Consider the following 25,814-nt stretch of genomic DNA (forward strand, 5'->3'; position numbering starts at 1 on the left):
GGGGTGGCTCGTTGCGGGACCACGGCGGCTGGCGGCGGCGAGGCGGTGGGTTGCCGAGGTGGGGGCGCGGCTGTCGGCGGCGGGACCGTGGGTTGCCGAGGTGGGGGCAAGGCTGGCGGCGGCGGGGCGGTGTGCTGCCGAGCTTCGGGCGCGGCCTTTCGGCCGGCAGCGGCGGCTTCCGGGGCTGACGTGGCAGTCCGCGCGGTTGAAGCGGCAGGCGGAATTGCCGGGCGTAGTGCCGCGGGCTGCGAGGCTGACCGCGCTGGGCCTGTCTGATCGCTCCGGATGGCGGGCCGGGACGGCGATGCTGTCCCGCGCTCCCGCAGGCGCCGCAGCTTTTCGGCATGCCTGCGCTCCAATCCCCAATCGCGGTGGCGCTTGTGCTCCCGGCGGAACTCCTCGCGCTCGGCCGAATAATCGCGCGCCGCTGTCCGGTCCCGCATCGCGGCAATTTCGGCTCTGCCGAACAACGACATCTGACCCATGCAGAAATTCTCCCGCGCCCCCATCTCGCCGTGTAAGCATTCGATCATGCGAGAAAATGTGGTGACCACCACCCCATCAATGCTCCTGGATATTCCTGATCAATTACGTCCGAAGGACGGAGAAGCGAGGGGCGATCCGGTGCGGGCGGTGAGTGCGGCGGCCGGGGCAGGCTCGGCGGCGGCGCTTCGCGCATAGACGCGGCCGCGGTGGCAGTGGGCGCGGCGGTGCGGTCGGCGCGGTTGACCGGGCGGTGGGTGGTGGGCGTGGACGGCCGGGGCGGTGAGTGGTGGGCGCGGCTGGCCCGGGGCGACAGCGCGACGGTGGTGGGCGCGGCCGGCTGGCCCGGGGCGATGGCGCGACGGTGGTGGGCATAGAGCGTGGGCCGACGCCGCCGGGGCAGCGGTGAAGGGGACGCCCGTGTGACAGCCCCGACCTGACCCGACCCCGCCTCGCAGCCGCGGACCCGCGGGGCAGAATCAACAGGTGACGTTCCGTGGCTGGCCGGTGGAGGCGCTCGAGTTCTACGAAGGACTCGCCGCCGACAACTCGAAGACCTATTGGATCAAACATCTCGCCTTCTACGAGAGCGAGGTCCGCGCGCCCATGCAGGAGCTTCTGGCCGCGCTCGAGCCGGAGTTCGGGCCGGGGAAGATCTTCCGGCCGTACCGGGACGTGCGGTTCAGCAAGGACAAGACGCCGTACAAGACGCATCTCGGAGCGTGGCTGGAGAGCGGCGGGTACATCCAGCTCTCCGCGGACGGGCTGGCCGCCGGGTCCGGTTTCTATCAGATGGATTCGGGTCAGCTGGACCGGTATCGGCGAGCGGTCGCCAACGATGTCAGCGGGACGCTGCTGACCGGCGTGATCGCGGAGATCGAGAAGGCCGGGATCGAGGTGGCCGGCCGGGACACGCTGAAGACCGCGCCGCGTGGGTACCCCAAGGACCACCCGCGGATCGGGCTGTTGCGCCACAAAGGGCTGATCACCTGGCGGGAGTGGGCGCCGGCGGCGTGGCTGGGCACCGCTTCGGCGAAGGGCCGGGTGGTCGAGTTCCTTCGCAGGAGCCGGCCGCTGCGGCACTGGCTCGACGATCACGTCGGGCCACCCGCGCGAGACTAGGGACCACCGAGACGAGACCGGGCGAAGGCCAAGACGACGCCAGCCGCGCCAGTGCTCAGACGGCACGCCCACCCGAGAACAGGCAGGGCCCGCGCCCGGCGAGACGGGGCCGGTGTGTGGCGAGGCAGCCCCGAGAACGGCAGGCGAGGCCCAAGCAGGGCCACCCGAATCAGGGGCCGCATCGAATCAGGACAGTATCTGACCGCAATCCGCGGCAGGCTGGACGCATGACTCCGGAGATCGCTCGCGAGGTCCAGTTCACCTTCGACAGCGCCGACCCGGGCGCTCTCGCCCTGTTCTGGGCCGAAGCCCTCGGCTACCAGGTGCAGCCGCCTCCGGCCGGGTTCGAGTCCTGGGAGCAGGCGCTCGAGGCGTACGGCGTGCCGCCGGAGAAGCGCAACAGCGCCTCGGCCGTGGTCGATCCGAGGGGTGTCGGGCCACGGTTGTTCTTCCAGCAGGTGCCCGAGGGCAAGACCGGCAAGAACCGGGTGCACCTGGACATCCGGGTGGCGGTGGGCCTGGTCGGCGAGGAGCGGATGGCCGCCCTGGAGGCCGAGGCGGCGCGGCTGGTCGCGCACGGGGCGACCCGGCTGGAGCGGCACGAGGCGGTCCCGCCGAACGCCGGGCACGTCATCATGGCCGATCCCGAGGGCAACGAGTTCTGCCTGGACTGATCAGGACGCTGCGCGGCAGCCGGGTCCGGGTGCCGCGCAGCGGCGTCCGGGGTGCACAGCCGACTTCGGACGCCGCACCGCAGAGGATCCGACCGAAAGGGATCAGCGAGCGCTCAACGGGAGGGCAGCCCGAGCCGATCGAGGACCTCCCGCAGCCGGTGCCGCCCGGCCATCGACTCCGGACCACGCAACCGGGCGAGCACCCGATCGCTCCACCCTCCGGCCAGCCCGAACTGCCGGTTGTACGCCGCGAGCCGCTCGTCGTACACCGGAATGTGCGCGTCCGCGGCCTCCGCGTCGTACACCTCCCGGTGCAGTACCGCCCGCTGCGGCAGCCGCGGTTTGATCCCGGCCCGCTCGGCCGGGTCGGGTTCGCCGACGGCGAGGCCGAACGCCGCGACGGCGTGCGGCGGCAGCCCGAGCTCGGCCGCGATCTCCTCCGGGTGGTTGCGGACCGCGCCGACGAAGACCGAGCCCAGCCCCAGCGACGCCGCCGCGACCACCGCGTTCTGCGCGGCGAGCGCGGTGTCCACGAAGCCGATCACCGAGGTCTCCAGATAGTCGGTGGCGTCCAGCGGGGAGCCGGCGCGGCGGGCCAGGCGGCGGGCCCGGGACAGGTCGGCGACCCAGACCAGGAACAACGGCGCCTGGGCGACGAACGCCTGGTCGCCGGCGAGCGCGGCGAGCCGGGCGCGGCGCCGCGGGTCGCGGACCGCGATCACGCTCCACGCCTGCAGGTTCGACGAGGTGGGGGCGGACTGGGCGGCGGCGACCAGAGCGGCCAGTTCGTCCTCGGTGACGTCGCGGGCGGTGAAGCGGCGCACCGAGCGGCGGGCCAGCTGCAGCTGGAGCACGTCGGTGAGGACGCCGAGGCGGGCGTCCGGGTCGCCGTACCGGGCGGCCAGCGGGTCGGTCATGCGCTCTCCCCAATGTGTCTAATATCTATAGGCGTGATAGGAGATACTACGGAGTTCCTCTGGTACATCCCCAACGAGGATCGTCCCGGCCACCGCGGCGACACCGTGGTGGCGGGTCACAACAGCCTGGACGCGCTGACCGCGCAGGCGCGGGCCTGCGAGGAGCACGGCTGGAGCGGCGCGCTGATCGGCACCGGCTGGGGCCGCCCGGACACGTTCACCGTGGCGACCGCGCTGACGGCCCGGACCACGACGTTCCGGCCGCTGATCGCGGCGCGGCCCGGGTACTGGCGGCCGGCCCAGTTCGCCTCGGCGGCGGCGACCCTGCAGCACCTCAGCGGGGGCCGGGTTCTGATCAACATCGTGTCCGGAAAAGACAACCTCGCCGCCTACGGCGACAGCGAGGGGGATCAGAGCCAGCGGTACGCGCGGACCGCCGAGTTCCTCCGGATCGTCCGCAAGCTGTGGGCCGAGGAGCACGTCACCCACCAGGGCCGGCATTTCCGGGTGGACGACGCGACTGTGGTGCCGCGGCTGGCCGAGCCGCCACGGCTGTACTTCGGGGGCGCCTCGGAGGCCGCCGAGCGGGTCGCCGCCACCGAGGCGGACGTGCAACTGTTCTGGGGGGAGCCGCTGAGCGGCGTACGGGAACGGATCGAACGCCTGCGGGCGCTCGGCGCCGAGCTGGGCCGCGAACATCGGCCACTGGAATTCGGCCTGCGGGTGACCACGCTGGTCCGCGACACCACCGAGCAGGCCTGGGCGGACGCGGAGGCCAAGGTCGCGGCGATGGCCGGCGGCACCCGGCTGGACCCGCTGTGGGCCGCGGCGGCCGGGCAGCGGCGGCTGCTCGCGCTCGCCGAGCGCGGCGACGTGCTGGACGACAACCTCTACACCGCGCCGGGCCGGTACGGCGGAGGCGGCGCCGGGACGACCTGGCTGGTCGGCTCGGCGCAGGACGTGGCCCGCTCGCTGCGGAAGTACCAGGAGCTGGGGATCACCCACTTCGTGCTCTCCGACACGCCCTACCTCTCCGAGATCGAGAGGCAGGGCGAGCGGTTGCTCCCGTTGCTCAGAGCTTGAAGCCGGCTACCAGTTCGCGCAGCTGGCCGCTGGTCCGGGCGAGGTTCGCGGCGTTCTCCCGGGCCTGGCCGGCCACCGCCGTGGTGGTGCCGACCGCCTGGGCCACCCCGGCGATGTTGCCGGCGATCGCCGTGCTGCTCTCCGCCACCTCGGCCACGTTGCGGCCCATCTCGCCGGTGGTGGCGGTCTGCTCCTCGACGGCCGCCGCGATCAGCGTCTGGAAGTCGCTGATCCGGGACACCACGTCACCGATCCGGTCGATCGCGCCGGCGGCGTCCGACGAGTCGGTCTGGATGGCCTGCACCAGCCGGCCGATCTCCTCGGTCGCCTTCGCGGTCTCCAGCGACAGCTCCTTCACCTCGCCGGCCACCACCGCGAAGCCCTTGCCGAGCTCGCCGGCCCGGGCCGCCTCGATGGTGGCGTTCAGCGCGAGCAGGTTGGTCTGCTCCGCGATCGACGTGATCATGGCGACCACCTTGCCGATCTCCTCGGACGACGCGCCCAGCTTGCCGACCGTCTCGTTGGTGTGCTGCACCGCGCCCACCGCCTCGCCGGCCACCTGGGCCGCCTCGCCGGCGTTGCGGGCGATCTCGTCGATCGCCAGGGTCATCTCGGTGCTGCCGGCCTGCAGCGTGCGCACGTTGCCGGAGACCTGGCCGGCGGCCTTCGCGACGGCGCCGGCCTGGGTGTCGACCTCGGCGCTCGCCGAGGCGATCCGCGCGGACACCTCGGACAGCTCGTCGGACGCGGCGGAGACCGTGCCGGCGTGCCCGGCGATCGCGGTCAGGGTGTCGCGCAGCGACTCGGTGGTCTGGTCCACCGCGGCGGCGAGGGTGCCCAGCTCGTCGCGGCGGTCCAGGCCGACGCGGACGGTCAGGTCCTGGCCGGCGAGGCGCTTCAGGGCGGCCACCACCTGCGCCAGCGGGCCGGTCACCGAGCGGGTGACCCAGACGCTCATCAGCACCGCCAGGGTCACGGCGAGACCGAGGGCGACGGCGAGCATCCGTACGGCCTCGGTGCGGGTGTGCTCCACCTCGGCACGCAGCGCCGCGGCCCGGGTGTTGACCGACTGGTCCAGGCTGGCCGCGATGTCCAGGATCTTGCCATAGGCCTCGCCCGCCTCGCCGCCGTTGATGCTGGTCATCGCCGTGGCGCGGCCCGCCGTGGTGTCCGCTGACAGCCACTCCATGACCTTCGCGTCCCAGCGGAAGAAGTCGTTCCAGGCCGGTTCGAGCTGGTCGAACATGGCCCGCTCGGCGTCGTTCAGGGTTTCGGTGTGTGCCGCCGCCAGGTTGGCGTAGACGGTGTCCTTGGCCTTCAGCTCGCCGTCACGGTTGAAGCCTTTCGGGCCGATGGCGTAGTCGTACCCGAACGCGCCCGCGTCCGCGACCACCAGACCCTGCCAGCCGGACACGTCAGCGGCGTCGTACCTGACCGCTTGGATGTCGTCACGCATCTGCTCCAGGGCGGCCAGCTCCGACTCGGCGGAGGCCTGCTGCCGCAGTCCCCACCAGCCGACGCCGGCCGACGTGACGATCAGCGCGGTCAGAACCAGGTATGAGGTGCCGAGGCGCTTGCCGACACTTACGTCACTGATACGCATGACCCCCTCAGTCGGCCGACCGCGTAGCGGGATGAAGCTTTCTGCTGTGATCTGGCTTTAATCCTATCTTTCCGATAGGATTTGCGGACCGTGGTCGTCCGAAGGTGGTCCCGATGCGCAGTGTTCCCGTCCAGCTCGCTCTCGCCGTCGGCGGCCCCGGGCTGATCTCTCTCGCCGAGGCGGGGGTGGTCGCCGAAGCCGCCGAGCGGGCCGGTGTCGCCGCGATCCGGCTCGCCGACAGGTCCCCGCACGGGACCGCGCTCGACCCGGCCGTGGTGGCCGCCTACCTGGCCGGGCGCACCTCCGGCGTCGGGTACCTGCCGGTGCTGCCGACCCGCGGGAATCCGCCGTTCACCGCCGCCCGGCGGCTGTTGTCGTTGGACACCGCGACCGGCGGGCGGTCCGGGGCGGTGTTACGGCCCGCGGACCAGGGCGGCGCCGACCCGGAGACGCGCTGGATCGAGTACGCCCGGGTGTTGAGCGGCCTGTGGGCGGCGTTCCCGGGCGACGGCCGCCCGGACGGCCCGGTCCTGGTCGCCGACCTCGGCCCGCTCGGGGTGAGCGCGCTGGCCCCGGTGGCCGACGTGGTGGTGGTCGACCTGACCCACGCCGCCGGCGCCGACGCGGTGCTGACCCAGGCGCTGCGGCTGGCCGGCCGGGCGCGCGGCGAGGTGGCGCTGCTGGGCCGGGTCAGGGTGGCCCGCAACGGCGCCGGGGCCGGATTCGCCGCCCGGCTGCGCGCCTGGGTCGACGAGCACCTGCTGGACGGGGTGGAGCTGGCGGTCGACGGTGGCGTGGACGAGATCCTCGCGGCGTTGCGGGCGCTGGCGGCGCGGCCGGTGGCCCCCGATCTGCGGGCCGCGTTCGAGCTGCGTGCTGCGGCCAGCCCCACCCCCGTTCCGGGGGTTCGCGGTATCGGATCCGGCGTCCGGTCCGGCCTAACGTCTCGACATGCGAATCCTTCGATCTCTGGGCGCCTTGTTGATCGCCCTGGCCACCGGAGCCTCGGCGCCCTCCGATGAGCTGCAGCGCGATGCCGACGCCCTGCACGCCCTCGGCGTCCCCGGGGTGCAGGCCCGTCTCGTCACCGGCGCCGGCCCGGACCGGGTCGTCACCAGCGGCGTGGCCGACCTGCGCACCGGACGGCCGGTGCCGCCGGACGGCCGGTTCCGCATCGCCAGCACCGGCAAGGCGTTCACCGCTGTCGTCGTGCTGCAGCTGGCCGGCGAGGGTCGGCTGGGCCTGGGCGACCCGGTGGAGCGCTGGCTGCCCGGCGTCGTGCGCGGCAACGGCAACGACGGACGCCGGATCACCGTACGCCAGCTGCTGCAGCACACCAGCGGCATCCAGGACGACATCCCGGACCAGACGACCGCCGCCGGCTTCGAGCTGCACCGGTACGACGTCTGGACGCCCCGGCAACTGGTCGCCCGCGCGATGGCCCACCCGCCGGTCGCGGGGTGGCACTACGCCAACACCGGCTATCTCCTGCTCGACCTGATCGTCGAGCGGGTCACCGGCCGGGCCTGGTACGACGAGGTCGAGCGCCGGATCGTCCGGCCGCTGGGCCTGACCGCGACCTCCTGGTCGGGGTACTCGCCGGCGCTTCCGGAGCCGCACGCCCGCGCCTACCAGCCGTTCGAGGGCGGCGCGCCGGTCGACGTCACCGAGCAGGTGGTCGCCGACACCGGCTCGGCGATCGTCTCCACCACCCGGGACGTCACCACGTTCTTCCGGGCGCTGTTCGGCGGCCGGCTGCTGCGCCCGGCGCAGCTCGCCGAGATGACCCGCACCGTCCCGGTCGCGCCGGAGCTGGACGCGCTCCTGCCGGGCGCCCGGTACGGCCTGGGCATCTTCCAGCGCCCGCTGCCCTGCGGCGGCATGTACTACAGCCACCCCGGCGGCTGGGGCGGCTACCTCACCGACAACGGCGTCACGGCCGACGGCCGGCGCGGCGTGGTGGTGTCGGCCAGCGGGGTGGCCGGCGACGATCCGCTCCGCCAGCAGCGCGCGGCCGACGCCCTGGTCGAAGGGGCGCTGTGCGGCGCGGTCACGGGCCGGGCCGGCTCCGGCCGGTGAGGCCGGCGGGAGGGGAGCGCCAGGGCCTGACGACCTGGTGCCGGTTCGCCGAGTGGCCGGCGCGGGTGCGGGCCGCGGCCTACGCTGATGGCGGTCGGCGGGCAACGCTCGGGGGCTTCATGACACTGCTGGTGGTGGCCGAGGATCACGACGACATTCGGATGGTCATGGCACGGGTGCTGAGCCGCGCCGGGTACACGGTGGTCGAGGCCGGGGACGGGGCGGCGGCCCTGGCGGCGGTCCGGGAGCACGCGCCCGCCGCGGTGGTCAGCGACATCGACATGCCGGTGATCTCGGGCGTCGACCTGTGCCTGGCGATCCGCTCCGACCCGGCGACCAGCCAGCTCCCGGTGATCTTCGTGAGCGGCAGCCTCACCCCGGGGGACGAGCGCCCGGCCCGCGCCGGCGCGACGGCGGTCGTCACCAAGCCGTTCACCCCGCAGCGGCTGGTGGAGTGCGTGCGGGAGGTTCTGGCGCGGCACGGATAGGGTCGGCAACGGCCGCGCCGGCAGGCGTACGGGCACCGTCGTCCCCGGCGCTGGGCAGGCTCGAAACGGATCGTCCCGTGGTGGCGCTCGACGACGGCCCGGCTGATCGTCAGGCCCCGGCCGGCGCGGGCAGGCGGTGCTCCCGGGGGCGCGACCAGCGGCAGAAGCGGGCGGACGCCCGCCGCTGATCGCCCGTCCACAGTGGTGCGCGGCGCGTCTTCGGCCGACGGGTCACAGCGACAGCAGTTCGGAGACCTGCGGGGCGTACGTCGTGTGCAGCACCAGCGCCGCCGCGCCGACCACCGCGGCGTCCGCGCCCAGCGGGGAGACCTCGACCCGGACGGTCCGGATGTTGCGGGCCAGCGGTCGGCTCTCCAGCGCGTGCGCGGCGGCGTCGCGGAACCGCTCCTCGAAGTGGCGCAGGCCGTGGCCGCCGAGCACGACCAGGTCGATGTCGAGGATGTTGGCGACGTTGACCACCGCGGTGGCCAGGTGGCCGGCGGCCGTCTCGATCACCTCGACCACCTCGGGGTCGCCGGCGACCGCGGCCTGCCGCACGGCGTCGTAGCTCTCCAGCCCGGTGGCCGTGACCAGCGCCTTCGGGCTGATCAGGCTCTCCAGGCAGCCGCGGTTGCCGCAATAGCACTCCGGGCCGTCGAACTGCACCGACTGGTGGCCGAACTCGGCGGCGTTCATCGAGCCACCGCGATAGACCTGCTGGTTGAGGAACAGGCCGCCACCGACGCCGGCGCCGAAGAAGAAGTAGGCGAAGTCGGCCACGCCGCGGCCGGCGCCGGCCCAGCACTCGCCGATCGCCGCCGCCGTGGCGTCGTTGTCCAGGGTCACCGGCAGGCCGGTGGCCTCGGCCAGCATGTCCTTGAGCGGCACCCGGGTCCAGCCCATCAGCTGTGGCGGGCCGACCAGCGTGCCGAGCGTCTGATCTATCGGGCCGGGGGTGGCCAGGCCCAGACCGAGCACCCGTTTCCGGCTCACCCCGGCGATGGCCAGCACCTCGTCGACCAGCCCGGCGACCGCCGTGGCGATGGCGGCCGGGGAGGCGCCCGGCCGGACCGGCTGCTGCAGCCTGGCCAGCGGGTGCCCCAGCAGGTCGGCCACCACGCAGGAGAGCTGGACCGGGTCGAAGTGCACGCCGACGGCCAGGCCGGCCTGGGCGTTGACCCGTAGCAGGGTGCGCGGCTTTCCACCGTTCGACACCGTGGCGCCGTCCTCCCGGACGATGCCCTCGGTGATCAACCGGCGCACGATGCTGGACACGGTCTGCGGGGTGAGACCCGTCAGCTCCGCGATCTCCACCCGGCTGATGCCGTTGGCCAGCTGTATCTGGTCGAGCACGACAGCTCGGTTGTATTGGCCAACTTTGGGCAGGTTTGTTCCTGTTCGCCGCACCGGAGAAGTGCCCTCCCGGTCGTTACCTGATCGATGCCGACCATGATGCCACCCCCGGTTGACTTAGTAAATAAATAAGATTTACAGTCTGGAAACGCTGGCGTCATGCATGAAGATCTCTGTAAAAGACCTGTTGGGAGGCGGTATGAGCACTGCTCCGCCACTGCTGGAGATGCGGTCGATCACCAAGACCTTCCCCGGCGTCAAGGCCCTCTCCGAAGTGCAGCTGACGGTACGCGACGGAGAGATCCACGCGATCTGCGGGGAGAACGGCGCTGGGAAGTCGACCTTGATGAAGGTGCTCAGCGGCGTCTACCCGTACGGGTCGTACGACGGCTCGATCATCTATCGGGGCGCCGAGGCGAAGTTCGCCGACATCCGGGCCAGTGAGAACGCCGGAATCGTGATCATTCACCAGGAACTGGCACTGGTTCCCGGGATGTCGATCACGGAGAACATCTTCCTGGGCAACGAGCCGCGGCGGTTCGGTCGCATCGACTGGAAGGCCGCGAACAGCAAGGCCCTGGAACTGATGGCCATGGTCGGGCTCAAGGAGGACCCGGACACCCTGATCAAGGACATCGGGGTGGGCAAGCAGCAGCTCGTCGAGATCGCCAAGGCGTTCGCGAAGGACGTGCGGCTGCTGATCCTCGACGAGCCGACCGCGGCGCTCAACGAGAACGACTCGCAGCACCTGCTGGACCTGCTGCGTGGCTTCAAGGAGCGCGGCATCACCTCGATCATGATCTCGCACAAGCTGAACGAGATCGAGGCGATCGCGGACTCGATCACCATCCTGCGCGACGGCCGGACGATCGAGACGATCGACGTCAAGGGTGAGGGCGCCGACGAGGACCGGATCGTGCGCGGGATGGTCGGCCGTGACCTGGGCAGCCGGTTCCCGGACCACGTGCCGGACATCGGTGAGGTGTTCTTCGAGGTGCGGAACTGGACGATCCGGCACCCGATCTCCGCCGAGCGTCTGGTCTGCAAGAACTCGAGCTTCACCGTGCGGCGCGGGGAGATCGTCGGGTTCGCCGGCCTGATGGGCGCCGGGCGCACCGAGCTGGCGATGAGCCTGTTCGGCCGCTCCTACGGCGTCTACGAGAGCGGGCAGATCTTCAAGGACGGCAAGGAGATCCAGCTCAAGTCCGTCACCGACGCGATCGCGAACGGCCTGGCGTACGTGAGCGAGGACCGCAAGGCGGTCGGCCTGAACCTGCTCGACGACATCAAGACCTCTGTCGTCGCGGCGAAGCTCTCGAAGATCACCCGGCACGGCGTGCTCGACGAGGCGGCCGAGTACCGCCAGGCCGAGGCGTACCGCAAGAGCCTGCGGATCAAGACGCCCACCGTCGACGAGGGCGTCACCAAGCTCTCCGGCGGCAATCAGCAGAAGGTCGTCCTGGCGAAGTGGATGTTCACCGACCCGGACCTGCTGATTCTGGACGAGCCGACGCGCGGTATCGACGTCGGTGCGAAGTACGAGATCTACGGGATCATCCAGGAGCTCGCGTCCGAGGGCCGCGGGGTCGTGGTGATCTCCTCCGAGCTGCCCGAGCTGATCGGGCTCTGCGACCGGATCTACACGGTCTTCGAAGGCGCGATCACCGGCGAGATCTCGCGGCGTGACGCCAACCCGGAAACCCTCATGAAGCAGATGACCTCCACGAAGAAGCTGGCCACGTCATGAGTCGGATGAAAGAACTACAGAAAAACCTGTTCGGGGGTACGACCTCGAACGCCCGCCAGTTCGGGATGATCTTCACGCTGGTGGCGATCATCGTGTTCTTCCAGATCCAGACCGGCGGGCTCACCCTGCAGTCGGGCAACCTGATCGCCCTGACCCAGCAGTACGCGTACATCTCGGTCCTGTCCATCGGCATGCTGATGGTGATCGTGGCCGGCCACATCGACCTGTCGGTCGGCTCGGTCGCCGCGTTCGTCGGCATCGTGGTGGCCAAGGCGGTCACCGAGCACGACCTGCCGTGGCCGCTCGGCATCCTGCTCGGCCTGGTCGTCGGCGCGCTGATCGGCGCGTGGCAGGGCTTCTGGGTGGCGTACGTCGGGATCCCGGCCTTCATCGTCACGCTCGCCGGCATGCTGCTGTTCCGTGGCGGCAACCAGTACATCGGCAACGCCGACACGGTGCCGGTGCCGGAGGGCTTCCGTGACATCGGCGCCGGGTACCTGCCCGAGGTCGGGCCGAGCACCGGGTACAACAACCTGACGCTGCTGCTCGGCCTGCTGGCCTGCGCCGCCGTGGTCTGGCGGGAGCTGCGCGCCCGACAGGTGCGTACCCAGATGGAGGGCGCCGAGCCCGCGCCACTGTGGATCGCGGTCCTGCGCATGGTCGTGATGATCGCGGTGATCGTCTTCGTCACGCTGCGCTTCGCCGGCGGCCGGGTCGGCACCAGCTTCCCGATCTCCGGCATCATCCTCGCCGTGCTGGTCCTGGCGTACTCGTTCTACACCCGGAACACCGCCGGCGGCCGGCACATCTACGCGGTCGGCGGCAACGCCCGGGCCGCCGAGCTGTCCGGCGTGAAACTGCGCCGGGTGAACTTCTTCGTCATGATGAACATGTCGATCCTGGCTGCGCTGGCCGGCATGATCTTCGTGGCCCGCTCCGCGGCCTCCGGTCCGCAGGACGGACTCAGCTGGGAACTCGATGCGATCGCCGCGGTCTTCATCGGCGGCGCGGCGGTCTCCGGCGGTCTGGGAACGATCGGCGGCTCCATCGTCGGCGGTCTCGTCATGGCCGTGCTCAACAACGGTCTGCAACTCACCGGCACCGGCTCCGACATGGTCCAGATCATCAAGGGTCTGTTCCTGCTCGGCGCCGTCGCCCTCGATGTGTACAACAAGAAGCAGGGTCGTTTCTCGATCATCGGTTCTCTGACGCGCTCCAACCGCTCCAGGCATGAGGCGGCGGCCGGCGAGTCAGTCGAGGCGAACGTCGTGAAGCAGCCTGCGGCCCGCTCCTGAGAAGGGTTTGAACCTCCATGCGACGTAGTTTTCTGATCAAGAGCGTGGCCGTCGGTGCGGCCGTTGCGCTCGCGCTTACCGGCTGCTCGAACGACCGTGAGGGCACCTCCTCCGGCGACTCCGGTTCCGGCGACGCCAAGGGCTTCGCCAAGGACGGCCTGATCGGGGTCGCCCTGCCGTCGAAGACCTCGGAGAACTGGGTGCTCGCGGGTGACCTGTTCACCAACGGCCTCAAGGAGGCCGGCTTCAAGTCCGACGTGCAGTACGCCGGCGCGTCCACCACGGTGGCCGACCAGCAGGCCCAGATCACCGCGATGGTGACCAAGGGCGCCAAGGTGATCGTCATCGGCGCGACCGACGCCGCGCAGCTGTCGACCCAGGTCGCCGCGGCCCACCAGGCCGGCGCGAAGGTCATCGCGTACGACCGCCTGATCACCAACACCCCGGACGTGGACTACTACATCGCGTTCGACAACTTCAAGGTCGGCCAGATGCAGGGCCAGGCCCTGCTGGACGGCATGAAGGCGAAGAAGCCGACCGGCCCGTGGACCGTCGAGCTGTTCTCCGGCTCGCCGGACGACAACAACGCCGGTGTGTTCTTCAACGGCGCGATGGACGTGCTCAAGCCCGCCATCGACAAGGGTGACGTCGTCGTCGGCTCCGGCCAGAAGGACGTCAAGCAGACCGCGATCCAGGGCTGGAAGGCCGAGGGCGCGCAGAGCCGCATGGACTCGCTGCTGAACTCCACCTACAACGGTGGCAAGACCCTGGACGGCGTGCTGTCCCCGAACGACACCCTGGCCCGGGCCATCATCACCTCGGTCAAGGGCGCCGGCAAGCCGATCCCGGTCGTCACCGGCCAGGACTCCGAGGTCGAGTCGGTCAAGTCGATCATGGCCGGCGAGCAGTACTCGACGATCAACAAGGACACCCGCAAGCTGGTGGCCGAGACCATCACCATGGTGAAGTCCCTGCAGGCCGGCACCGAGCCGCAGGTCAACGACACCAAGTCGTACAACAACGGCAGCAAGGTCGTCCCGGCGTACCTGCTCCCGCCGGTCATCGTCACCAAGGCGACCGCCGCCGAGGCCTACGCCAACGACCCGAAGCTGTCGGCGCTCACCAAGTAAGCGACATCAGCTGAACGCGGGTGCCCCCGGATCTCCGGGGGCACCCGCTTCGCTTCGTCCAGGAATTCCGGGCGGCGTCACAGCGGTTCGACCAGGGTGAACGGAGCGCCGAGCGTGCCCAGCCCGGTCTCCACCTGGTAGCGGGTGCGGCCCTGCTTGACGATGGTGCCGGTGAGGCCGGCGTACTTCCCGGTGCCCTTGAGCCGGACCCGGTCGCCGACCCGCGGCCGGGCCCGCGCCGGCGCGCCGTCGGAGCCCTGCAGACGGACCAGCTCGGCGGCGAAAGCCGGGTGCAGCGCAGCCGGCTGGCCGCGGTAGGTCCAGGCGAAGACCGCGAACCTGGCGAAACGCGGCGAGCACCGGCGGCAGGACTTCACCCGGATCGGCCGGCGATGGGCCGACGTGCGGTGCCCGGCCCGGCAGACGCCGACCCAGGCGCCCTCCACCTTGGGCGCCTCCTCCGGGACACACCGCCGGCCGGAGCAGCCGATCCGGATCGCCGTGGCCCGCCACACCGCGTCGTGGCCGTGAGCCGCGCCGGCCAGCGCGTGCGCGATCTCGTGCAGGACCGTCTCGGTGACCTGCGCCGGGGAGTACAGCGCGATCAGCGGGCGGGAGAGGCCGATCTCCCTGCGGTCCGGGCGGCAGACGCCGGCTCTGGTCTTGGCGTCGTCGAAGGTCAGCCGCCATCCGGTGAGCTCGTGCCGGGCCATCAGGGCCGTGGCGAGCCGCTCTGCTTCTGTCAGGTCCAACCGTGCTGCTCCTCCTCGTCACCTCCCATGATGACGGGTCGCTCAGAGCAGCTTGTCGAGGCGGGCCGGTAGATCCCGGATCCGGACGCCGGTGGCGTGGTGCACCGCGTTGAGGATCGCGGCGGGGGAGCCGACGATGCCGATCTCGCCGATTCCCTTGCTACCCATCGGGTTGAGGCCGGTCTCCGGCTCGTCCAGCCAGGCCGCGTCGATCCACTCGACGTCGGCGTGCGTGGGGATGTGGTACTCGGCCAGGTCGTGGTTGACCCAGGTGCCCTGCGCCGGATCGAGCACCGACTCCTCGTGCAGGGCCATCCCCATTCCCATGATCATGCCACCGAGGAACTGGGCGCGGGCGGTGCGCGGGTTCAGGATGCGGCCGGCGTCGTACATGCCGAACAGGCGGGACACCCGGATCTCGCCGGTGACGGCGCTCACCCGTACCTCCGCGAAGTGCGCGCCGCAGGCGTGCTGTCCTTCCTTCTGCTCCCGCACCAGCTCGGTGGTGTCGAAGACCGCCTCCCGCCCGCCGCGGGAGCGCAGCTCACGGCAGGCGCCGGTGACCGCCCAGCCCCACGACGCGCTGCCCGACGAGCCGCCGGCCACCGACGCCCGCGGCAGGGTGCTGTCACCGATCCGGATGTGGATCCGGCCGACCGGGACGTCCAACTCGTCGGCGGCGATCTGGGCCAGGATCGTGCGGGCGCCGGTGCCGAGGTCGGTCGCCGCGATCGCCACCTCGTACTCGTCGTCGGCGAGCGCCCGGACCCGCGCCGTGGACGGCATCGCGGTGGCGGGATACGTCGCCAGGGCCATCCCGGTGCCGGTCCACCATTCCCCGCTGCGGCGCCGCCGAGGCCGCGGGTCCCGACCGGACCAGCCGAAACGTTCCGCGCCGGCGCGCAGCACCCGCTCATGACGCGGCGCGTTGCGCAGCCGCAGATCGAGCGGGTCGGCGCCGAGCCGCTCGGCGAGCTCGTCCATCGCGCACTCCAGCGCGATCATCCCGGGCGCCTCGCCGGGGGCGCGCATCCAGCGCGGCGTCGGCATGTCCAGGCGTACGACCTGGTGGCCGGTCCGGAGGTGGGGCACCGGGTAGACGTCGCGGGTGACCACCGAGGCGGACTCGACGAACTCGAACAGGCGGCTCGACTGGGTGTGCGTCTGGTGATCGATCGCGGTCAGGACGCCGTCCTGCGAGGCGCCGATGCGGATGTGCTGGACGGTCGGGGCGCGGTGCCCGACCATGCTGAACATCGCCTGGCGGGGGAGCGCCATCTGGACCGGGCGGCCGGTGACCCATGAGCCGAGGGCGGCCAGGACGGCGTTCGGGCGGGCCGAGCCCTTCGACCCGAAACCGCCGCCGACGTGCTCGGTCACCACGTGCACCCGCTCGGCCGGGAGCCCGAAGACGGTGCCCAGGGTCTCGGCGATGCCGGACGGGTGCTGGTTGGAGTCGTACAGGATCAGGTCCTGACCATCCCAGCGGGCGATCGTGGCGTGCGGCTCCATCGGGTTGTTGTGCAGCGGCGGCGTCACATAGGTGACGTCTACCGTGACCGCGGCGCTGGCCAGAGCCGTCTCGGCATCGCCGGTCCCGGACACCGCCGGCACGTCCGGGACGACCGACTCCGGGGTGTAGCGGTCCGGGTGGTCGGCGCGCAGCTCGACGTCGTGCTCCTCGGCAGCGATGTCCAGGTGGATCACCTGCGCGGCGCGGCGGGCGGCCTCCAGCGAGGTGGCGACGACCAGGGCGACCGGCTGGCCGCGGTAACCGATCCGGTCGGACTGGAACACCGCCAGCTCCGGGTCGTCCGTCTGCTCCAGGTGCGGTGCGTTGCCGTGCCAGAGGACGACCAGGACGTCCTCCTCGGCCGGATCGGTCAGGACGGCGTCGAGGCGGCCCCGGGCAACCGGAGACTGGACGATCCATCCGTACGCCATCCGGTCCTGCGGGTATTCCGCGGCGTAGCGGGCCGCGCCGGAGACCTTGGCCGGACCCTCCAGGCGCGGCAGCGGCGCGCCGACGGCCCGGGTCAGCATGCTCGTCATCGGACATCCTCCGCGAGGGCGGTCAGGACCGCCGCGGTCAGATTGCGGATCAGAGCGATCTTGTACGCGTTGTCGCGCAGCGGTCGCGCGGCCGCGAGTTCGGCGTCCGCCGCGGCCCGGAACCGCTCCTCGGTCGCCGGCTGCCCGCGCAGCGCCTCCTCGGCGACGTATGCCCGCCAGGGTTTCGGGGCCACCGCGCCGAACGCCAGTCGCACGTCGGCGACCAGCCCGTCCGCCACCCGCAGCGCGGCCGCCACCGACCCGGCCGCGAACGCGTAGGAGGCGCGGTCGCGTGCCTTCCGGTAGGTGGAGCGGGCCGCGACCGGCAGCGCCGGCAGGTCCACCGCGGTGATCAGCTCGCCGTGCTCCAGGACCGTGTCGCGTTCCGGGGTGTCCTCCGGCAGCCGGTACAGACCGGTCACCGGGATCGACCGCTGACCGGCCGGCCCATCGACCTGGACCACCGCGTCCACGGCCGCCAGGGCGACCGCCATGTCGGACGGATGGGTCGCGACGCACGCCGGCGAGCCGCCGAGGATCGCCAGGTTGCGGTGGTCGCCGTCGCGAGCCGGGCAGCCCGAGCCGGGCCGGTGCTTGTTGCACGGCATGGTGGCGTCCATGAAGTACCGGCAGCGGGTGCGCTGCAGCAGGTTGCCGCCGGTGGTCGCCATGTTCCGCAGCTGCCCGGAGGCGCCGGCGAGAAGGGCCTGGCTGAGCACCGGGTAGGCGGTCCGGACCCGGTGGTCCGCGGCAAGATCACTGTTGCGTACGGCGGAGCCGATCCGGATCCCGCCGTCCGGCAGGCCGGACACCTCGTGCAGGGGCAGCCGGTTCACGTCGACGAGCACGTCCGGGGTGGCGACGCCGAGCTTCATCAGGTCGACCAGGTTCGTGCCGCCGGCCAGGAACACCGCCCCCGGCTCCAGACCGGCGGCGAGGCCGGCTGCCGTGCGGTACTCGAACGTCTTCATCGGCCCGCCGCCTGCCGGATCGCCGGGACCATGGCCGGGTAGGCGCCGCAGCGGCACAGGTTGCCGCTCATCCGCTCGCGGATCTCCCGGTCACTGAGCAGGTCGTCGTCCTCGGTCACGGCGCTCGGCCAGCCCTTGCCGGCCTCGTCCAGCATGCCGATCGCCGAGCAGATCTGGCCGGGCGTGCAGTACCCACACTGGAAGCCGTCGTGATCCAGGAACCCCTGCTGCACCGGGTGCGGCTCGCCCCGGCGACCCAGGCCCTCGACCGTGGTGACCTCGGCGTCCTGCTGGGTGATCGCCAGGATCAGGCAGCTGTTCACCCGGCGGCCGTCGAGCAGCACCGTGCAGGCGCCGCACTGGCCGTGGTCGCAGCCCTTCTTGGCGCCGGTCAGGTGCAGGTGCTCGCGCAGCGCGTCGAGCAGCGTGGTCCGCGGGTCCAGCCCGACGAGATGGTGCTGGGCACCGTTGACGGTGAGACGCATGCCGGGCCCTTACCCGTGTCCGCGCGGATCAACCATCTGGCGGGATCCCGTTGGCAGTGGTCGTCCCAGCCGCTGTCCGGCCGGGGCGGGCGCCCGCCGGGCCAGTCCGACCCTTCCCCGGCCCGACCACTCCGCTGTCCGGTCCCGGCGACTGTCCGGCGGCCCGGCTGTCCGGCCACTGTCGCGGTCTGACCACATATCGGCCCGGCGGAAGCCCCGGTGGCCGGTAAGCCGGAGCCGCAACCCGAGAGACCGCTGACTACCAGCGGCGGGGGCCCGACGGCATCGGGAGGTGTGTCGGCGGGTGTGGGAGACCTCGGGGGCCGGCCGGGGAGGAGCAGGGAGATGTCCGGGGTGGTGCTGGCCTGTGGAATGGATTGAACTTTTCCGGCGGAGATCCGTTGGTAGGAATGTCCGGGCGCGTGCGACCCCAGCGCCGCGCCCGGGCAACCTCTGGGATTCTTGAGTCGTCCTTGAACCCGGCGCCGCAACGGCTCTGGTCCCGTGGGCTCGGCGATCAGCCGCCCGCGGCCAGCCCCACGGCGGCCGGCTCGCCGTCGCAGATCTGCTGCACCCCGCCTGGTGCTCGCCCTCCTGTCCGACGTGCGCTTGCTCGCCGCCGAGGCGCGGCTGTCCACGGTGTTCGGCCGGCTCGGACTGATCGGAGTACGGTTTGGCCCTGAACCCGCCGCAGCCGGTGATGCCGCCGGAGCCGTCCGGCGGCTCGGCGTTCGGGCGGTTCGTGGACGGCTGGCCGCCCAGGTGGCGGGCCGTCCACCGGATCAGGGCTCAGCGCTCGAGCCACTCCTGGTAACGGGTCCGGATCGCATTCTCGCGTCCCGCTTTCCCGGCCGGGCCCGGCTTTCGCCGGACTGACCGGATCCGCGGGTGCTCGCCGCCCGGCGGTCTACGCTTGGGGTCTGTGGGCAGTCGGTCGTCGTACGTCCTGGTGTCGATCGCGATCGTGACCGCTCTCGCCGCGATCTCCGCCGCCGCCCCGGCCCGGATGCTGCTGTTCGGCCTGGTCGCGGTCGGCCCGGCGCTCGCCGCGGCCTCGGCGAACCCGCCGGCGGTGCTCGCGGTCGGCGGCTACGCGTTCGCCGCCGCCTTCGCCGTCTCCACCTGGCAGGGGTTCCTCGGCAGCGCCGAGCAGCTCACCCGGCTGGCGGTGCTGACCGGCATGACCGTTGTCGGCTGGGGCGTCGCGCGCCACCACCGCAACCTGACGCGCTCCTCGGCCGGCACGGCCCGGGAGCGGGAGATGCTGGCCGCGGTCGCCGAGCAGTCCGCCGACGCGATCATCGCGAGCGACCTGAACGGCGTCGTGATGGTCTGGAACGGCGCCGCCGAGCGGCTCTACGGGCGGCCGGCGTCGGAGATGATCGGCCGTTCGTTCGGCGAGGTCCTGGCCGAGGACGGCGACGTCGACCTGGACGAGGCGCTCGCCGAGCTGTCCGCCGGCCGGCGGATCCATCTGGACGAGTCGCACCGGGCCGGCAAGGACGGCACGCCGTTCGTGGTCAGTGTCGACGTCTGGCCGGTCCGCGACGACGACGGCATCGTGGTGGCGGCGGCCGCCACCGAACGCGACATCACCGACGAGAAGCTGGCGCGGGAACGCTCCGCCCGGGCCGACCGGCTGGAGAGCCTGGGCCAGCTCGCCGGCGGGGTCGCCCACGACTTCAACAATCTGCTCGCGATCATCCTGAACTACGCGGACTTCATCGCCGACGAGGTCTCCGGCGACGCCGCCGCCGACCTGTCGCGGATCCGCAACGCCGCCGAGCGCGCCAAGTCGCTGACCACGCAGCTGCTGCTGTTCGCCAAGCGGGAGCCCACCCGGGTGGAGATCATCGACCTGAACCAGGTGGTCACCGAGGCCGGTGAGCTGCTGAGCCGCACCATCGGGGAGAACATCCGGCTGGTCTGCCGCCCCGGCCCCGATGGCCTGCCGGTGCGCGCCAACCGCGGGCGCCTCGATCAGATCCTGTTCAACCTGGTGATCAACGCGCGTGACGCGATGTCCGAGGGCGGCGTGGTGGTGGTCGAGACCGACTACGTGGAGCTGGCCGAGGGCGCGGCCGCGGGGCTCCCGGCCGGCCGCTACGCGCAGCTGACGGTGAGCGACACCGGCTGCGGCATGACGCCTGAGGTCCGCGACCGGCTCTTCGAGCCGTTCTTCACCACCAAACCCGCCGATCGCGGTACGGGGCTGGGCCTGGCCACCGTCTACGGCATCGTGGGCGACGCGGGCGGCACGATCGGCGTGGAGTCGGCGCCCGGGGCCGGCACCACGTTCCGCATCCTGCTGCCCTCGGCCGTGGCGCCCGCCGGCGGACGGGCCGGCCGGTCCGCCGGCGAGCTGGCGCACGGCCACGGGGAGCTGATCATGGTGGTGGAGGACGACGACTTCGTCCGGGACCTGGTGATCCGCATCCTGCGCGACAACGGCTACCGGGCCACCCACCGGGACCCGGATTCCCTGGACGCCCTGGACCTGCACGACGTCGCACTGGTGGTCACCGACATCGTGATGCACGGCCGCTCCGGCCCGGCGCTCGCCGGCTGGCTCCGCGCCCGGCGGCCGGACCTGCGGGTGCTGTACATGTCCGGCTACAACGACGCCGAGGTGCGCCGCGAGTACGGCATCGCTCCGGAGACACCGATCGTGCGGAAACCGTTCACGGCCGTCGAGCTGCTCGCGGCGGTGGGCGAGGCGCTGTCGGCGGCTCACGCGAAGGGGACTTGACGGCCACCTGACGTTGACATTGGCATGTGGCGGCGGGTGTACTGCCTGACGACGTTGACCTGGCTGAATCCGATGACCGGCGTTCCGCGCTCCACGTGGGAACGTGCACATGCTCAGGAAGGCAGGTATCGCCGTGGGGCTGACTCCGGCCGAGATCGGCAGCATGGCGTTCCCGCGGCCGCGCCCGGGCGCGATCGGCTACCACGAGGACCAGGTCGACGCGTTCCTGCTGGACGTGGCCGGGGAGATGCGCCGGCTGGAGGCGGAGAACCGGGCGTTGAGCGAGCGGCTCGCCCCGGACGATCTCGCGGAGCGGGTGCGGCGCGCCGAGCTGGACTGCCTGCGCGCCCAGGAGCACGCCCGGGCCTTACGGGCCGAACTGGACCGGGCGCGGCACGTCCCGGTCCGGCTCGACGACCCGCACATGCTGGAGCTGGCCCGGCGCAACGCCGACGAACACGTCGCGCAGGCGCGCCGGGAGGCCGAGGCCCTGATCGAGCAGGCCACCGCGAAGGCCGCCCACCTGATCAGCGACGCGCAGCTACGCGCCTCGACGATCGTCGCCGACGCCCGGCACGCCCACGCCGAGGCGCTCGCCGGCATCGAGGCCCAGCGGGTGGCCGCGCTGGACGAGATCGCCGAGCTGATCGAGCTGGCCGAGCGCCGGCGAGTGGAGGTCGCCGATGAGATCTCCGGTCGCCTGAGCGAGTTCACCGGCTGATCGGCCGGCCCGGACCCGGTCGGACAATCCCCGATCCGTCCGGAACTGCCGCGGAGGTGCGCAAGAATCACGGGGTGGCGGTTCAACGCTGGTTCGCCGACCGCGGCGTCCGGACGAAGGTGCATCTCGCCGTGGCGGTCGTGGCGCTGGTCGCCTGCGCGGTCGGCCTGCAGGCGCTGCTGCGGCTCAGCGACGCCAACGACCGGATGAACGCGATCACCGGGGTGACCGTGCCCCGGCTGAAGGCCGTCGCCGACGTGCGCGGCGCGCAGGCCGCGATGAACGACGCCGCGGCGCAGATGCTCGCCTCGCGGCTGCAGAAGTCGTCCACGCTCGCCAGCAGCGCCAAGGCCACCTTCCAGGCCGGCGAGTCGGACATGAGGGCCGCGATGACGCTGCTCGGCCGCTATGTCACCACCGACGCCGACCGGAAGCTCTACGACGCGCTGAAGACCAACTGGCAGACCTACGACAGCAGCGCCCGGTCCAGCCAGTTCGGCCTGGAGCCCCTCGCCGGCGTCACCGCCGTCTCGACCGACAGCATGATCACGTTGGTGGCGAACATGCGCGATCAGATCACGCAACTCGCCGCGAACGCCGACGCCGAGGCGGCGGCCGCCACGGCGGCCGGGCGGTCGGCGTACCGCACCGGGATGCTGCAGATCGGCGTGATGTTGCTGGTGGGTCTGCTGTGCGGCACGGCGATCGCCGAGGTGGTGGCCCGCGCGATCCGGCGGTCGGTCCGGGCCGTCGGCGACGCGCTGCGGGCCATGGCAGGGGGCAACCTCACGCGTACGGTAGCGGTCACCTCCCGCGACGAGCTCGGCGTCATGTCCGGAGACCTGAACCAGGCGGTCGCCGGCGTCCGCGAGGCGGTCGCCGCGATGGCGGCGAGCGCGGACACCCTGGCCGACCAGGCCGCCCAGCTCTCCGCCAGCAGCCACCAGATCATGGACCGGGCCCAGCACACCAGCGACCAGGCCCGCGGCGCCGCGGCCACCGCGGACCTGGTCTCCTCGAACGTCGGCGCGGTCGCCGCGGCCTCCCAGCAGATGAGCGGCGCGATCGAGGAGATCGCCCGCAACGCCAGCGACGGCGCCACGGTCGCCGGCCAGGCCACCGAACGGGCGATCGCCACCAACCGGGTGATCAGCAAGCTGGGCGAATCGTCCGCCGAGATCGGCGAGGTGATCAAGACGATCACCTCGATCGCGGAGCAGACCAACCTGCTCGCCCTGAACGCCACGATCGAGGCGGCCCGGGCGGGCGAGGCCGGCAAGGGGTTCGCCGTGGTGGCGGGCGAGGTGAAGGACCTGGCGCAGGAGACCGCGCGGGCCACCGAGGAGATCTCCGAGCGGGTCCGCGCCATCCAGAGCGACACGCAGGGCGCGGTGGAGGCGATCGGCGAGATCACCGAGATCATCCAGAAGATCAACGAGTACCAGAGCTCGATCGCGGCGGCCGTCGACGAGCAGACCGCCACCACCAGCGAGATGAACCGCAGCGTCTCCGAGGCGGCCGGCGGCAGCAGCGACATCGCCACGAACATCGCGCAGGCCGCGACGGCCGCCGAGCAGACCGCGGAGGAGGTGGCCCACAACCGCCAGGCGGCGGCGAGCCTGGCCCGGATCTCCGCGGACTTCCGCGAACTGGTGGCTCGCTTCCAGTACTGAGCGCGTGGCCCCGGCGTCTCACCCGGCCCCGGCTCTCGGCCGCCGGCTTTCGGCCGCAGGCTCGCGGCCCCGGCTCATGGTCGCCGGCTTTCGGCCCGCCGTCTCTCGGCTTCAGCCGAAGACGGCCTTCGGGTCGCCGAGGTACCAAGCGTCGTCGATGCGCGGGCGGCGCATCAGCCGGCGCGCGCCGTCGCGGTCCTCGGTGAGTGGGTCCGGCCCCCGGCCGGCGGGGTCAGCGGCGGGTGTGGCGCCGGGCGCGTGGTGGGAGGCGCACCCCGCCCAGCGTGTGCAGGGCCGCCGGGCCGCGCGGGCGCCGCGGGCGGGCGTACTCGGCGGCGGGCTTCTCCTGCGCCTCCACCGGCTCTTCCGCGTCGCCGGTCTCCGGCAGCTCCCGGCGGACCTGGATCTCGATCGTCTCGCGGGTCCGCACCTCGGCCTCCGCGAGCGGCGCCGCCAGCAGGAACGCCTCCGGCAGCGCGGCCGGCGCCGGCTCCGGCTCCGGCGTGAGCAGCAGCTTCACCGCGCCGAGGTTGGCGGCGGCGAACAGCGCGCTGACCGCGGCCAGCACCGGCGACGCGCTGACCGACGTGGCCACCAGCACCGCCGTGGCCGCGGCGGTGGTCAGCGCGGTCACGCCGCCGGCCTGCCGGATCCGCCGGGTGCCGCGGTCACCGATCAGGTACGCCGCGGCCGCCGACGCCGAACCGAGGATCGCGGACACCACCCAGACCGTCGCGATCGGCCAGATCGGCGCGCCCGGGTCGTCCCCGTCGGCCAGGAAGAACAGCAGGAACGGCGCCCCGAACAGCGCGGTCATCAGGAAGACGACCGCGTCGACGGTCAGCACGACGGCTCCGCCGGTGATCGCGTCCATCCGCCGTACCCAACCGATGTCGACCATGCGCCGCCCTCCCGATGAGCTTCGATCAGGCACCGTACCCTATCGATCCGGTAACGGTATGCGCCGCCGGCTCGGCTGCGGCGGGCCACTCGCCGAGTGATCTCGATCGGTCACGACTCCACAGGGGACCGTCCCGCCGCCACCCCTGGCGCTCGAGGTGCGGCAGCCACGCCCGGTCCACCCCGAGCAGCCATCCCCGCCGGCATCCGTTGATCAGCGGGCGAGGACCGCATCCCAGTGACGCCGCCGCTCCTGCGGCCCGGTCAGCACGCAGTCGCCGCAGGTGCCGCCGCCCGGGATGCGGTAGTAGAGACAACAGTTGCGGCGCACCAGGAACCACCGGTCCCGCCCCGGATCGGGCCGGACCAGCTCCGCGGTGCCCAGCAGCGGCTCCTGGAGCAGCGCCTGCCCGACGATCCCGGCGGCGCGCGCCGCGTGCTCCGGCACCTGGTCGGCGATCATCCCGCACGCCCCGCCCAGAGCGGACGCCACGTTGCCCCGCAGCACCAGCGGCGACAGCCCGAACCGCCTGCGGAAGACCTCGAGCACCGGCTCGACCAGCCGCGCCGTCGCGGTCTCGGCCAGGCTCGCGGCGACCACGCCGGGCGGCTCCGCCGCGCACGGCACGGCCGCCAGCTCCCGGTACGCCATCGGCATCGGACCGCCCGGCGCGGGCCGCCACCACAGCCGGTCGAACGCGGGCAGCGGCAGCGCCCCACCGACCGCGGCCGCCGCCAGCAGCGGGGACAGCAGCCGGGAGGCCAGCCCGAGGAACGTGATCGACGCGACCGCCCGCTCGCCGACGGCCCGCCGGTCCAGCCCGGACATCCGCACCAGGGTGTCGTGCGCCGCCCGCACCCGCTCGCCGACCACCCGCTCGTCGAGCAGCTCGCTCAACGGCCGCCAGCCCGCGTCCCCGTCCCACGGCTCCCAGGCGAAGTACGGCCCCAGCCGGGCCGCGGCCGCCAGCGCCTCCACCGATCCCACGGAACTCACCCTAGGGGGACGCCCCGGGGTCGGCTACCGTCGCCCGGATGGGTGTGCTGTACGACTACTTCCGGGCGGCCGGTGACGACGCGGTGCGCCGGCGCCTCGACGAGCGGGACGGCGGCTCCCCGGTGCCCCGCGGATTCCCCGGAGCCGATCTCAAGGGTATCGATCCCACGATCGCGCTGGGCAAGCTGGTCGGCTTCGCGACCGGCCGGGAGTGGGCTCCCGGCCTGGTCGGCGAGCAATTGATCTGGCCGGCGGGCGCCCAGCACAACCTGGACCACGAAGGGCCGTGGGTCACCCGGCTCGACGACGCGGCCCGCGACGCGCTCGCCGCGATCCCGGCGGAGCAGGCGCCGGAACTGGCCGGTCGCTGGGCGCGGATCGAGGAGTTCTACGGCGGCGTCGACGCCGAGGACCTGCGGGAGGTCCTGGCCCGGGTGGTGGCGCTGGCCGCCGAGGCCCGTGCGCACGGCGAGTCTCTCTACGTCTGGTGCGCGCTGTAGCCGCGTGTGGCGGGACAGGCGGTCAGCGTGTGAGCAGCGG

General features: G+C 72.3%; 24 protein-coding genes. 15 read left to right on the plus strand and 9 right to left on the minus strand.

The genetic code is table 11. The features are described from left to right. Positions 1-692 precede the first annotated feature (692 nt). The 3 genes from Asi03nite_RS06825 to Asi03nite_RS06835 all read left to right on the plus strand — a co-directional run bounded on the left by Asi03nite_RS06825 (position 693) and on the right by Asi03nite_RS06835 (position 2,279). Entirely contained in the window at positions 693-860 is a 168-nt protein-coding gene (locus tag Asi03nite_RS06825) for a hypothetical protein (protein WP_203677559.1), read from the plus strand. 109 nt (positions 861-969) lie between these two features. Beyond that, a complete protein-coding gene (locus tag Asi03nite_RS06830) occupies positions 970-1,605 on the plus strand; it encodes a DUF2461 domain-containing protein (protein ID WP_203677560.1) in 636 nt (211 codons plus the stop codon). Between the two features lie 227 nt (positions 1,606-1,832). Then, positions 1,833-2,279 carry a VOC family protein gene (locus Asi03nite_RS06835; protein ID WP_203677561.1) on the plus strand — a complete coding sequence of 149 codons (447 nt, stop codon included), beginning with the start codon at positions 1,833-1,835 and terminating at the stop codon, positions 2,277-2,279. Positions 2,280-2,392: 113 nt separating this feature from the next. Here Asi03nite_RS06835 and Asi03nite_RS06840 read toward each other — a convergent pair whose 3' ends face one another. Then, the gene (locus tag Asi03nite_RS06840; protein WP_203677562.1) at positions 2,393-3,196 is read right to left on the minus strand and encodes a nitroreductase family protein; all 804 of its coding nucleotides are present in this window, start codon (positions 3,194-3,196) and stop codon (positions 2,393-2,395) included. Positions 3,197-3,229: 33 nt separating this feature from the next. On the opposite strand from Asi03nite_RS06840, the gene Asi03nite_RS06845 reads away from it, so the two are divergent. Next, entirely contained in the window at positions 3,230-4,279 is a 1,050-nt protein-coding gene (locus Asi03nite_RS06845; RefSeq protein ID WP_239102492.1) for an LLM class flavin-dependent oxidoreductase, read from the plus strand. On the opposite strand, the gene Asi03nite_RS06850 is transcribed toward Asi03nite_RS06845, so the two are convergent. Further along, positions 4,269-5,882, minus strand: a complete 1,614-nt coding sequence (locus Asi03nite_RS06850) for a methyl-accepting chemotaxis protein (protein ID WP_203677564.1) — start codon at positions 5,880-5,882, stop codon at positions 4,269-4,271. The genes Asi03nite_RS06845 and Asi03nite_RS06850 overlap by 11 nt on opposite strands. Before the next feature lie 113 nt (positions 5,883-5,995). On the opposite strand from Asi03nite_RS06850, the gene Asi03nite_RS06855 reads away from it, so the two are divergent. From Asi03nite_RS06855 to Asi03nite_RS06865, 3 genes are all read left to right on the plus strand, one after another. Continuing rightward, on the plus strand, positions 5,996-6,904 hold the full coding sequence (locus Asi03nite_RS06855) for an LLM class oxidoreductase (protein ID WP_203677565.1): 909 nt from the start codon (positions 5,996-5,998) through the stop codon (positions 6,902-6,904). Beyond that, positions 6,834-7,961 carry a serine hydrolase domain-containing protein gene (locus Asi03nite_RS06860; protein ID WP_203677566.1) on the plus strand — a complete coding sequence of 376 codons (1,128 nt, stop codon included), beginning with the start codon at positions 6,834-6,836 and terminating at the stop codon, positions 7,959-7,961. Before Asi03nite_RS06855 ends, Asi03nite_RS06860 begins: the two co-directional genes overlap by 71 nt. Before the next feature lie 119 nt (positions 7,962-8,080). Then, positions 8,081-8,449 (plus strand): response regulator, encoded by a 369-nt coding sequence (locus Asi03nite_RS06865; RefSeq protein ID WP_203677567.1) that lies wholly within the window; start codon positions 8,081-8,083, stop codon positions 8,447-8,449. A 231-nt stretch (positions 8,450-8,680) separates the two neighbouring features. On the opposite strand, the gene Asi03nite_RS06870 is transcribed toward Asi03nite_RS06865, so the two are convergent. Beyond that, positions 8,681-9,802, minus strand: a complete 1,122-nt coding sequence (locus tag Asi03nite_RS06870; RefSeq protein WP_239102493.1) for an ROK family transcriptional regulator — start codon at positions 9,800-9,802, stop codon at positions 8,681-8,683. A gap of 199 nt (positions 9,803-10,001) precedes the next feature. Here Asi03nite_RS06870 and mmsA point away from each other — a divergent pair, with 199 nt between their 5' ends. The 3 genes from mmsA to Asi03nite_RS06885 are packed head-to-tail and all read left to right on the plus strand — an operon-like array spanning position 10,002 to position 13,974. Then, positions 10,002-11,549 (plus strand): multiple monosaccharide ABC transporter ATP-binding protein, encoded by a 1,548-nt coding sequence (mmsA, locus tag Asi03nite_RS06875; protein WP_203677569.1) that lies wholly within the window; start codon positions 10,002-10,004, stop codon positions 11,547-11,549. Positions 11,550-11,554: 5 nt separating this feature from the next. After that, complete coding sequence (gene mmsB, locus Asi03nite_RS06880; RefSeq protein WP_239102494.1) at positions 11,555-12,844, plus strand: multiple monosaccharide ABC transporter permease; 1,290 nt, start codon at positions 11,555-11,557, stop codon at positions 12,842-12,844. 17 nt (positions 12,845-12,861) lie between these two features. Beyond that, positions 12,862-13,974: a substrate-binding domain-containing protein gene (locus tag Asi03nite_RS06885; RefSeq protein WP_203677571.1), complete on the plus strand. Its 1,113-nt coding sequence runs from the start codon at positions 12,862-12,864 to the stop codon at positions 13,972-13,974. Positions 13,975-14,051: 77 nt separating this feature from the next. Here the strand turns inward: Asi03nite_RS06885 and Asi03nite_RS06890 are convergent, their stop codons facing one another. The 4 genes from Asi03nite_RS06890 to Asi03nite_RS06905 are packed head-to-tail and all read right to left on the minus strand — an operon-like array spanning position 14,052 to position 18,234. Beyond that, positions 14,052-14,726 carry a SprT-like domain-containing protein gene (locus Asi03nite_RS06890; RefSeq protein ID WP_239102495.1) on the minus strand — a complete coding sequence of 225 codons (675 nt, stop codon included), beginning with the start codon at positions 14,724-14,726 and terminating at the stop codon, positions 14,052-14,054. A 42-nt stretch (positions 14,727-14,768) separates the two neighbouring features. Continuing rightward, positions 14,769-16,778 (minus strand): xanthine dehydrogenase family protein molybdopterin-binding subunit, encoded by a 2,010-nt coding sequence (locus Asi03nite_RS06895; RefSeq protein ID WP_203677572.1) that lies wholly within the window; start codon positions 16,776-16,778, stop codon positions 14,769-14,771. Then, positions 16,775-17,749: an FAD binding domain-containing protein gene (locus Asi03nite_RS06900; RefSeq protein WP_203677573.1), complete on the minus strand. Its 975-nt coding sequence runs from the start codon at positions 17,747-17,749 to the stop codon at positions 16,775-16,777. The genes Asi03nite_RS06895 and Asi03nite_RS06900 overlap by 4 nt, the downstream gene beginning before the upstream one ends. Continuing rightward, positions 17,746-18,234, minus strand: a complete 489-nt coding sequence (locus tag Asi03nite_RS06905) for a 2Fe-2S iron-sulfur cluster-binding protein (RefSeq protein ID WP_203677574.1) — start codon at positions 18,232-18,234, stop codon at positions 17,746-17,748. Before Asi03nite_RS06905 ends, Asi03nite_RS06900 begins: the two co-directional genes overlap by 4 nt. Before the next feature lie 582 nt (positions 18,235-18,816). Between Asi03nite_RS06905 and Asi03nite_RS06910 the strand changes: the two genes are divergently transcribed. From Asi03nite_RS06910 to Asi03nite_RS06925, 4 genes are all read left to right on the plus strand, one after another. Continuing rightward, positions 18,817-19,110: a hypothetical protein gene (locus Asi03nite_RS06910; protein WP_203677575.1), complete on the plus strand. Its 294-nt coding sequence runs from the start codon at positions 18,817-18,819 to the stop codon at positions 19,108-19,110. Between the two features lie 46 nt (positions 19,111-19,156). Further along, complete coding sequence (locus tag Asi03nite_RS06915; RefSeq protein ID WP_239102496.1) at positions 19,157-20,983, plus strand: hybrid sensor histidine kinase/response regulator; 1,827 nt, start codon at positions 19,157-19,159, stop codon at positions 20,981-20,983. A gap of 133 nt (positions 20,984-21,116) precedes the next feature. Beyond that, positions 21,117-21,704 (plus strand): DivIVA domain-containing protein, encoded by a 588-nt coding sequence (locus Asi03nite_RS06920; RefSeq protein WP_203677576.1) that lies wholly within the window; start codon positions 21,117-21,119, stop codon positions 21,702-21,704. Positions 21,705-21,778: 74 nt separating this feature from the next. Continuing rightward, positions 21,779-23,377 carry a methyl-accepting chemotaxis protein gene (locus tag Asi03nite_RS06925; RefSeq protein ID WP_203677577.1) on the plus strand — a complete coding sequence of 533 codons (1,599 nt, stop codon included), beginning with the start codon at positions 21,779-21,781 and terminating at the stop codon, positions 23,375-23,377. A gap of 232 nt (positions 23,378-23,609) precedes the next feature. On the opposite strand, the gene Asi03nite_RS06930 is transcribed toward Asi03nite_RS06925, so the two are convergent. Beyond that, positions 23,610-24,278, minus strand: coding sequence for a hypothetical protein (locus Asi03nite_RS06930; RefSeq protein ID WP_203677578.1), 669 nt, complete (start codon positions 24,276-24,278; stop codon positions 23,610-23,612). A gap of 213 nt (positions 24,279-24,491) precedes the next feature. After that, positions 24,492-25,265, minus strand: a complete 774-nt coding sequence (locus Asi03nite_RS06935) for a (2Fe-2S)-binding protein (protein ID WP_239102497.1) — start codon at positions 25,263-25,265, stop codon at positions 24,492-24,494. 47 nt (positions 25,266-25,312) lie between these two features. On the opposite strand from Asi03nite_RS06935, the gene Asi03nite_RS06940 reads away from it, so the two are divergent. Next, complete coding sequence (locus tag Asi03nite_RS06940; protein ID WP_203677579.1) at positions 25,313-25,774, plus strand: hypothetical protein; 462 nt, start codon at positions 25,313-25,315, stop codon at positions 25,772-25,774. Positions 25,775-25,814 lie beyond the last annotated feature (40 nt).

The sequence above is a fragment of the Actinoplanes siamensis genome, assembly GCF_016862395.1.
Taxonomy (GTDB): domain Bacteria; phylum Actinomycetota; class Actinomycetes; order Mycobacteriales; family Micromonosporaceae; genus Actinoplanes; species Actinoplanes siamensis.

What these genes read in the sequence shown, in the direction of transcription:
- Asi03nite_RS06835 (WP_203677561.1), top strand. Translation starts at nt 1,833, where the DNA reads ATGACTCCGGAGATCGCTCGCGAGGTCCAGTTCACCTTCGACAGCGCC.
- Asi03nite_RS06840 (WP_203677562.1), bottom strand. Translation starts at nt 3,196, where the DNA reads ATGACCGACCCGCTGGCCGCCCGGTACGGCGACCCGGACGCCCGCCTC.
- Asi03nite_RS06850 (WP_203677564.1), bottom strand. Translation starts at nt 5,882, where the DNA reads ATGCGTATCAGTGACGTAAGTGTCGGCAAGCGCCTCGGCACCTCATAC.
- Asi03nite_RS06855 (WP_203677565.1), top strand. Translation starts at nt 5,996, where the DNA reads ATGCGCAGTGTTCCCGTCCAGCTCGCTCTCGCCGTCGGCGGCCCCGGG.
- Asi03nite_RS06860 (WP_203677566.1), top strand. Translation starts at nt 6,834, where the DNA reads ATGCGAATCCTTCGATCTCTGGGCGCCTTGTTGATCGCCCTGGCCACC.
- Asi03nite_RS06865 (WP_203677567.1), top strand. Translation starts at nt 8,081, where the DNA reads ATGACACTGCTGGTGGTGGCCGAGGATCACGACGACATTCGGATGGTC.
- mmsA (WP_203677569.1), top strand. Translation starts at nt 10,002, where the DNA reads ATGAGCACTGCTCCGCCACTGCTGGAGATGCGGTCGATCACCAAGACC.
- mmsB (WP_239102494.1), top strand. Translation starts at nt 11,555, where the DNA reads ATGAAAGAACTACAGAAAAACCTGTTCGGGGGTACGACCTCGAACGCC.
- Asi03nite_RS06885 (WP_203677571.1), top strand. Translation starts at nt 12,862, where the DNA reads ATGCGACGTAGTTTTCTGATCAAGAGCGTGGCCGTCGGTGCGGCCGTT.
- Asi03nite_RS06895 (WP_203677572.1), bottom strand. Translation starts at nt 16,778, where the DNA reads ATGACGAGCATGCTGACCCGGGCCGTCGGCGCGCCGCTGCCGCGCCTG.
- Asi03nite_RS06900 (WP_203677573.1), bottom strand. Translation starts at nt 17,749, where the DNA reads ATGAAGACGTTCGAGTACCGCACGGCAGCCGGCCTCGCCGCCGGTCTG.
- Asi03nite_RS06905 (WP_203677574.1), bottom strand. Translation starts at nt 18,234, where the DNA reads ATGCGTCTCACCGTCAACGGTGCCCAGCACCATCTCGTCGGGCTGGAC.
- Asi03nite_RS06930 (WP_203677578.1), bottom strand. Translation starts at nt 24,278, where the DNA reads ATGGTCGACATCGGTTGGGTACGGCGGATGGACGCGATCACCGGCGGA.
- Asi03nite_RS06940 (WP_203677579.1), top strand. Translation starts at nt 25,313, where the DNA reads ATGGGTGTGCTGTACGACTACTTCCGGGCGGCCGGTGACGACGCGGTG.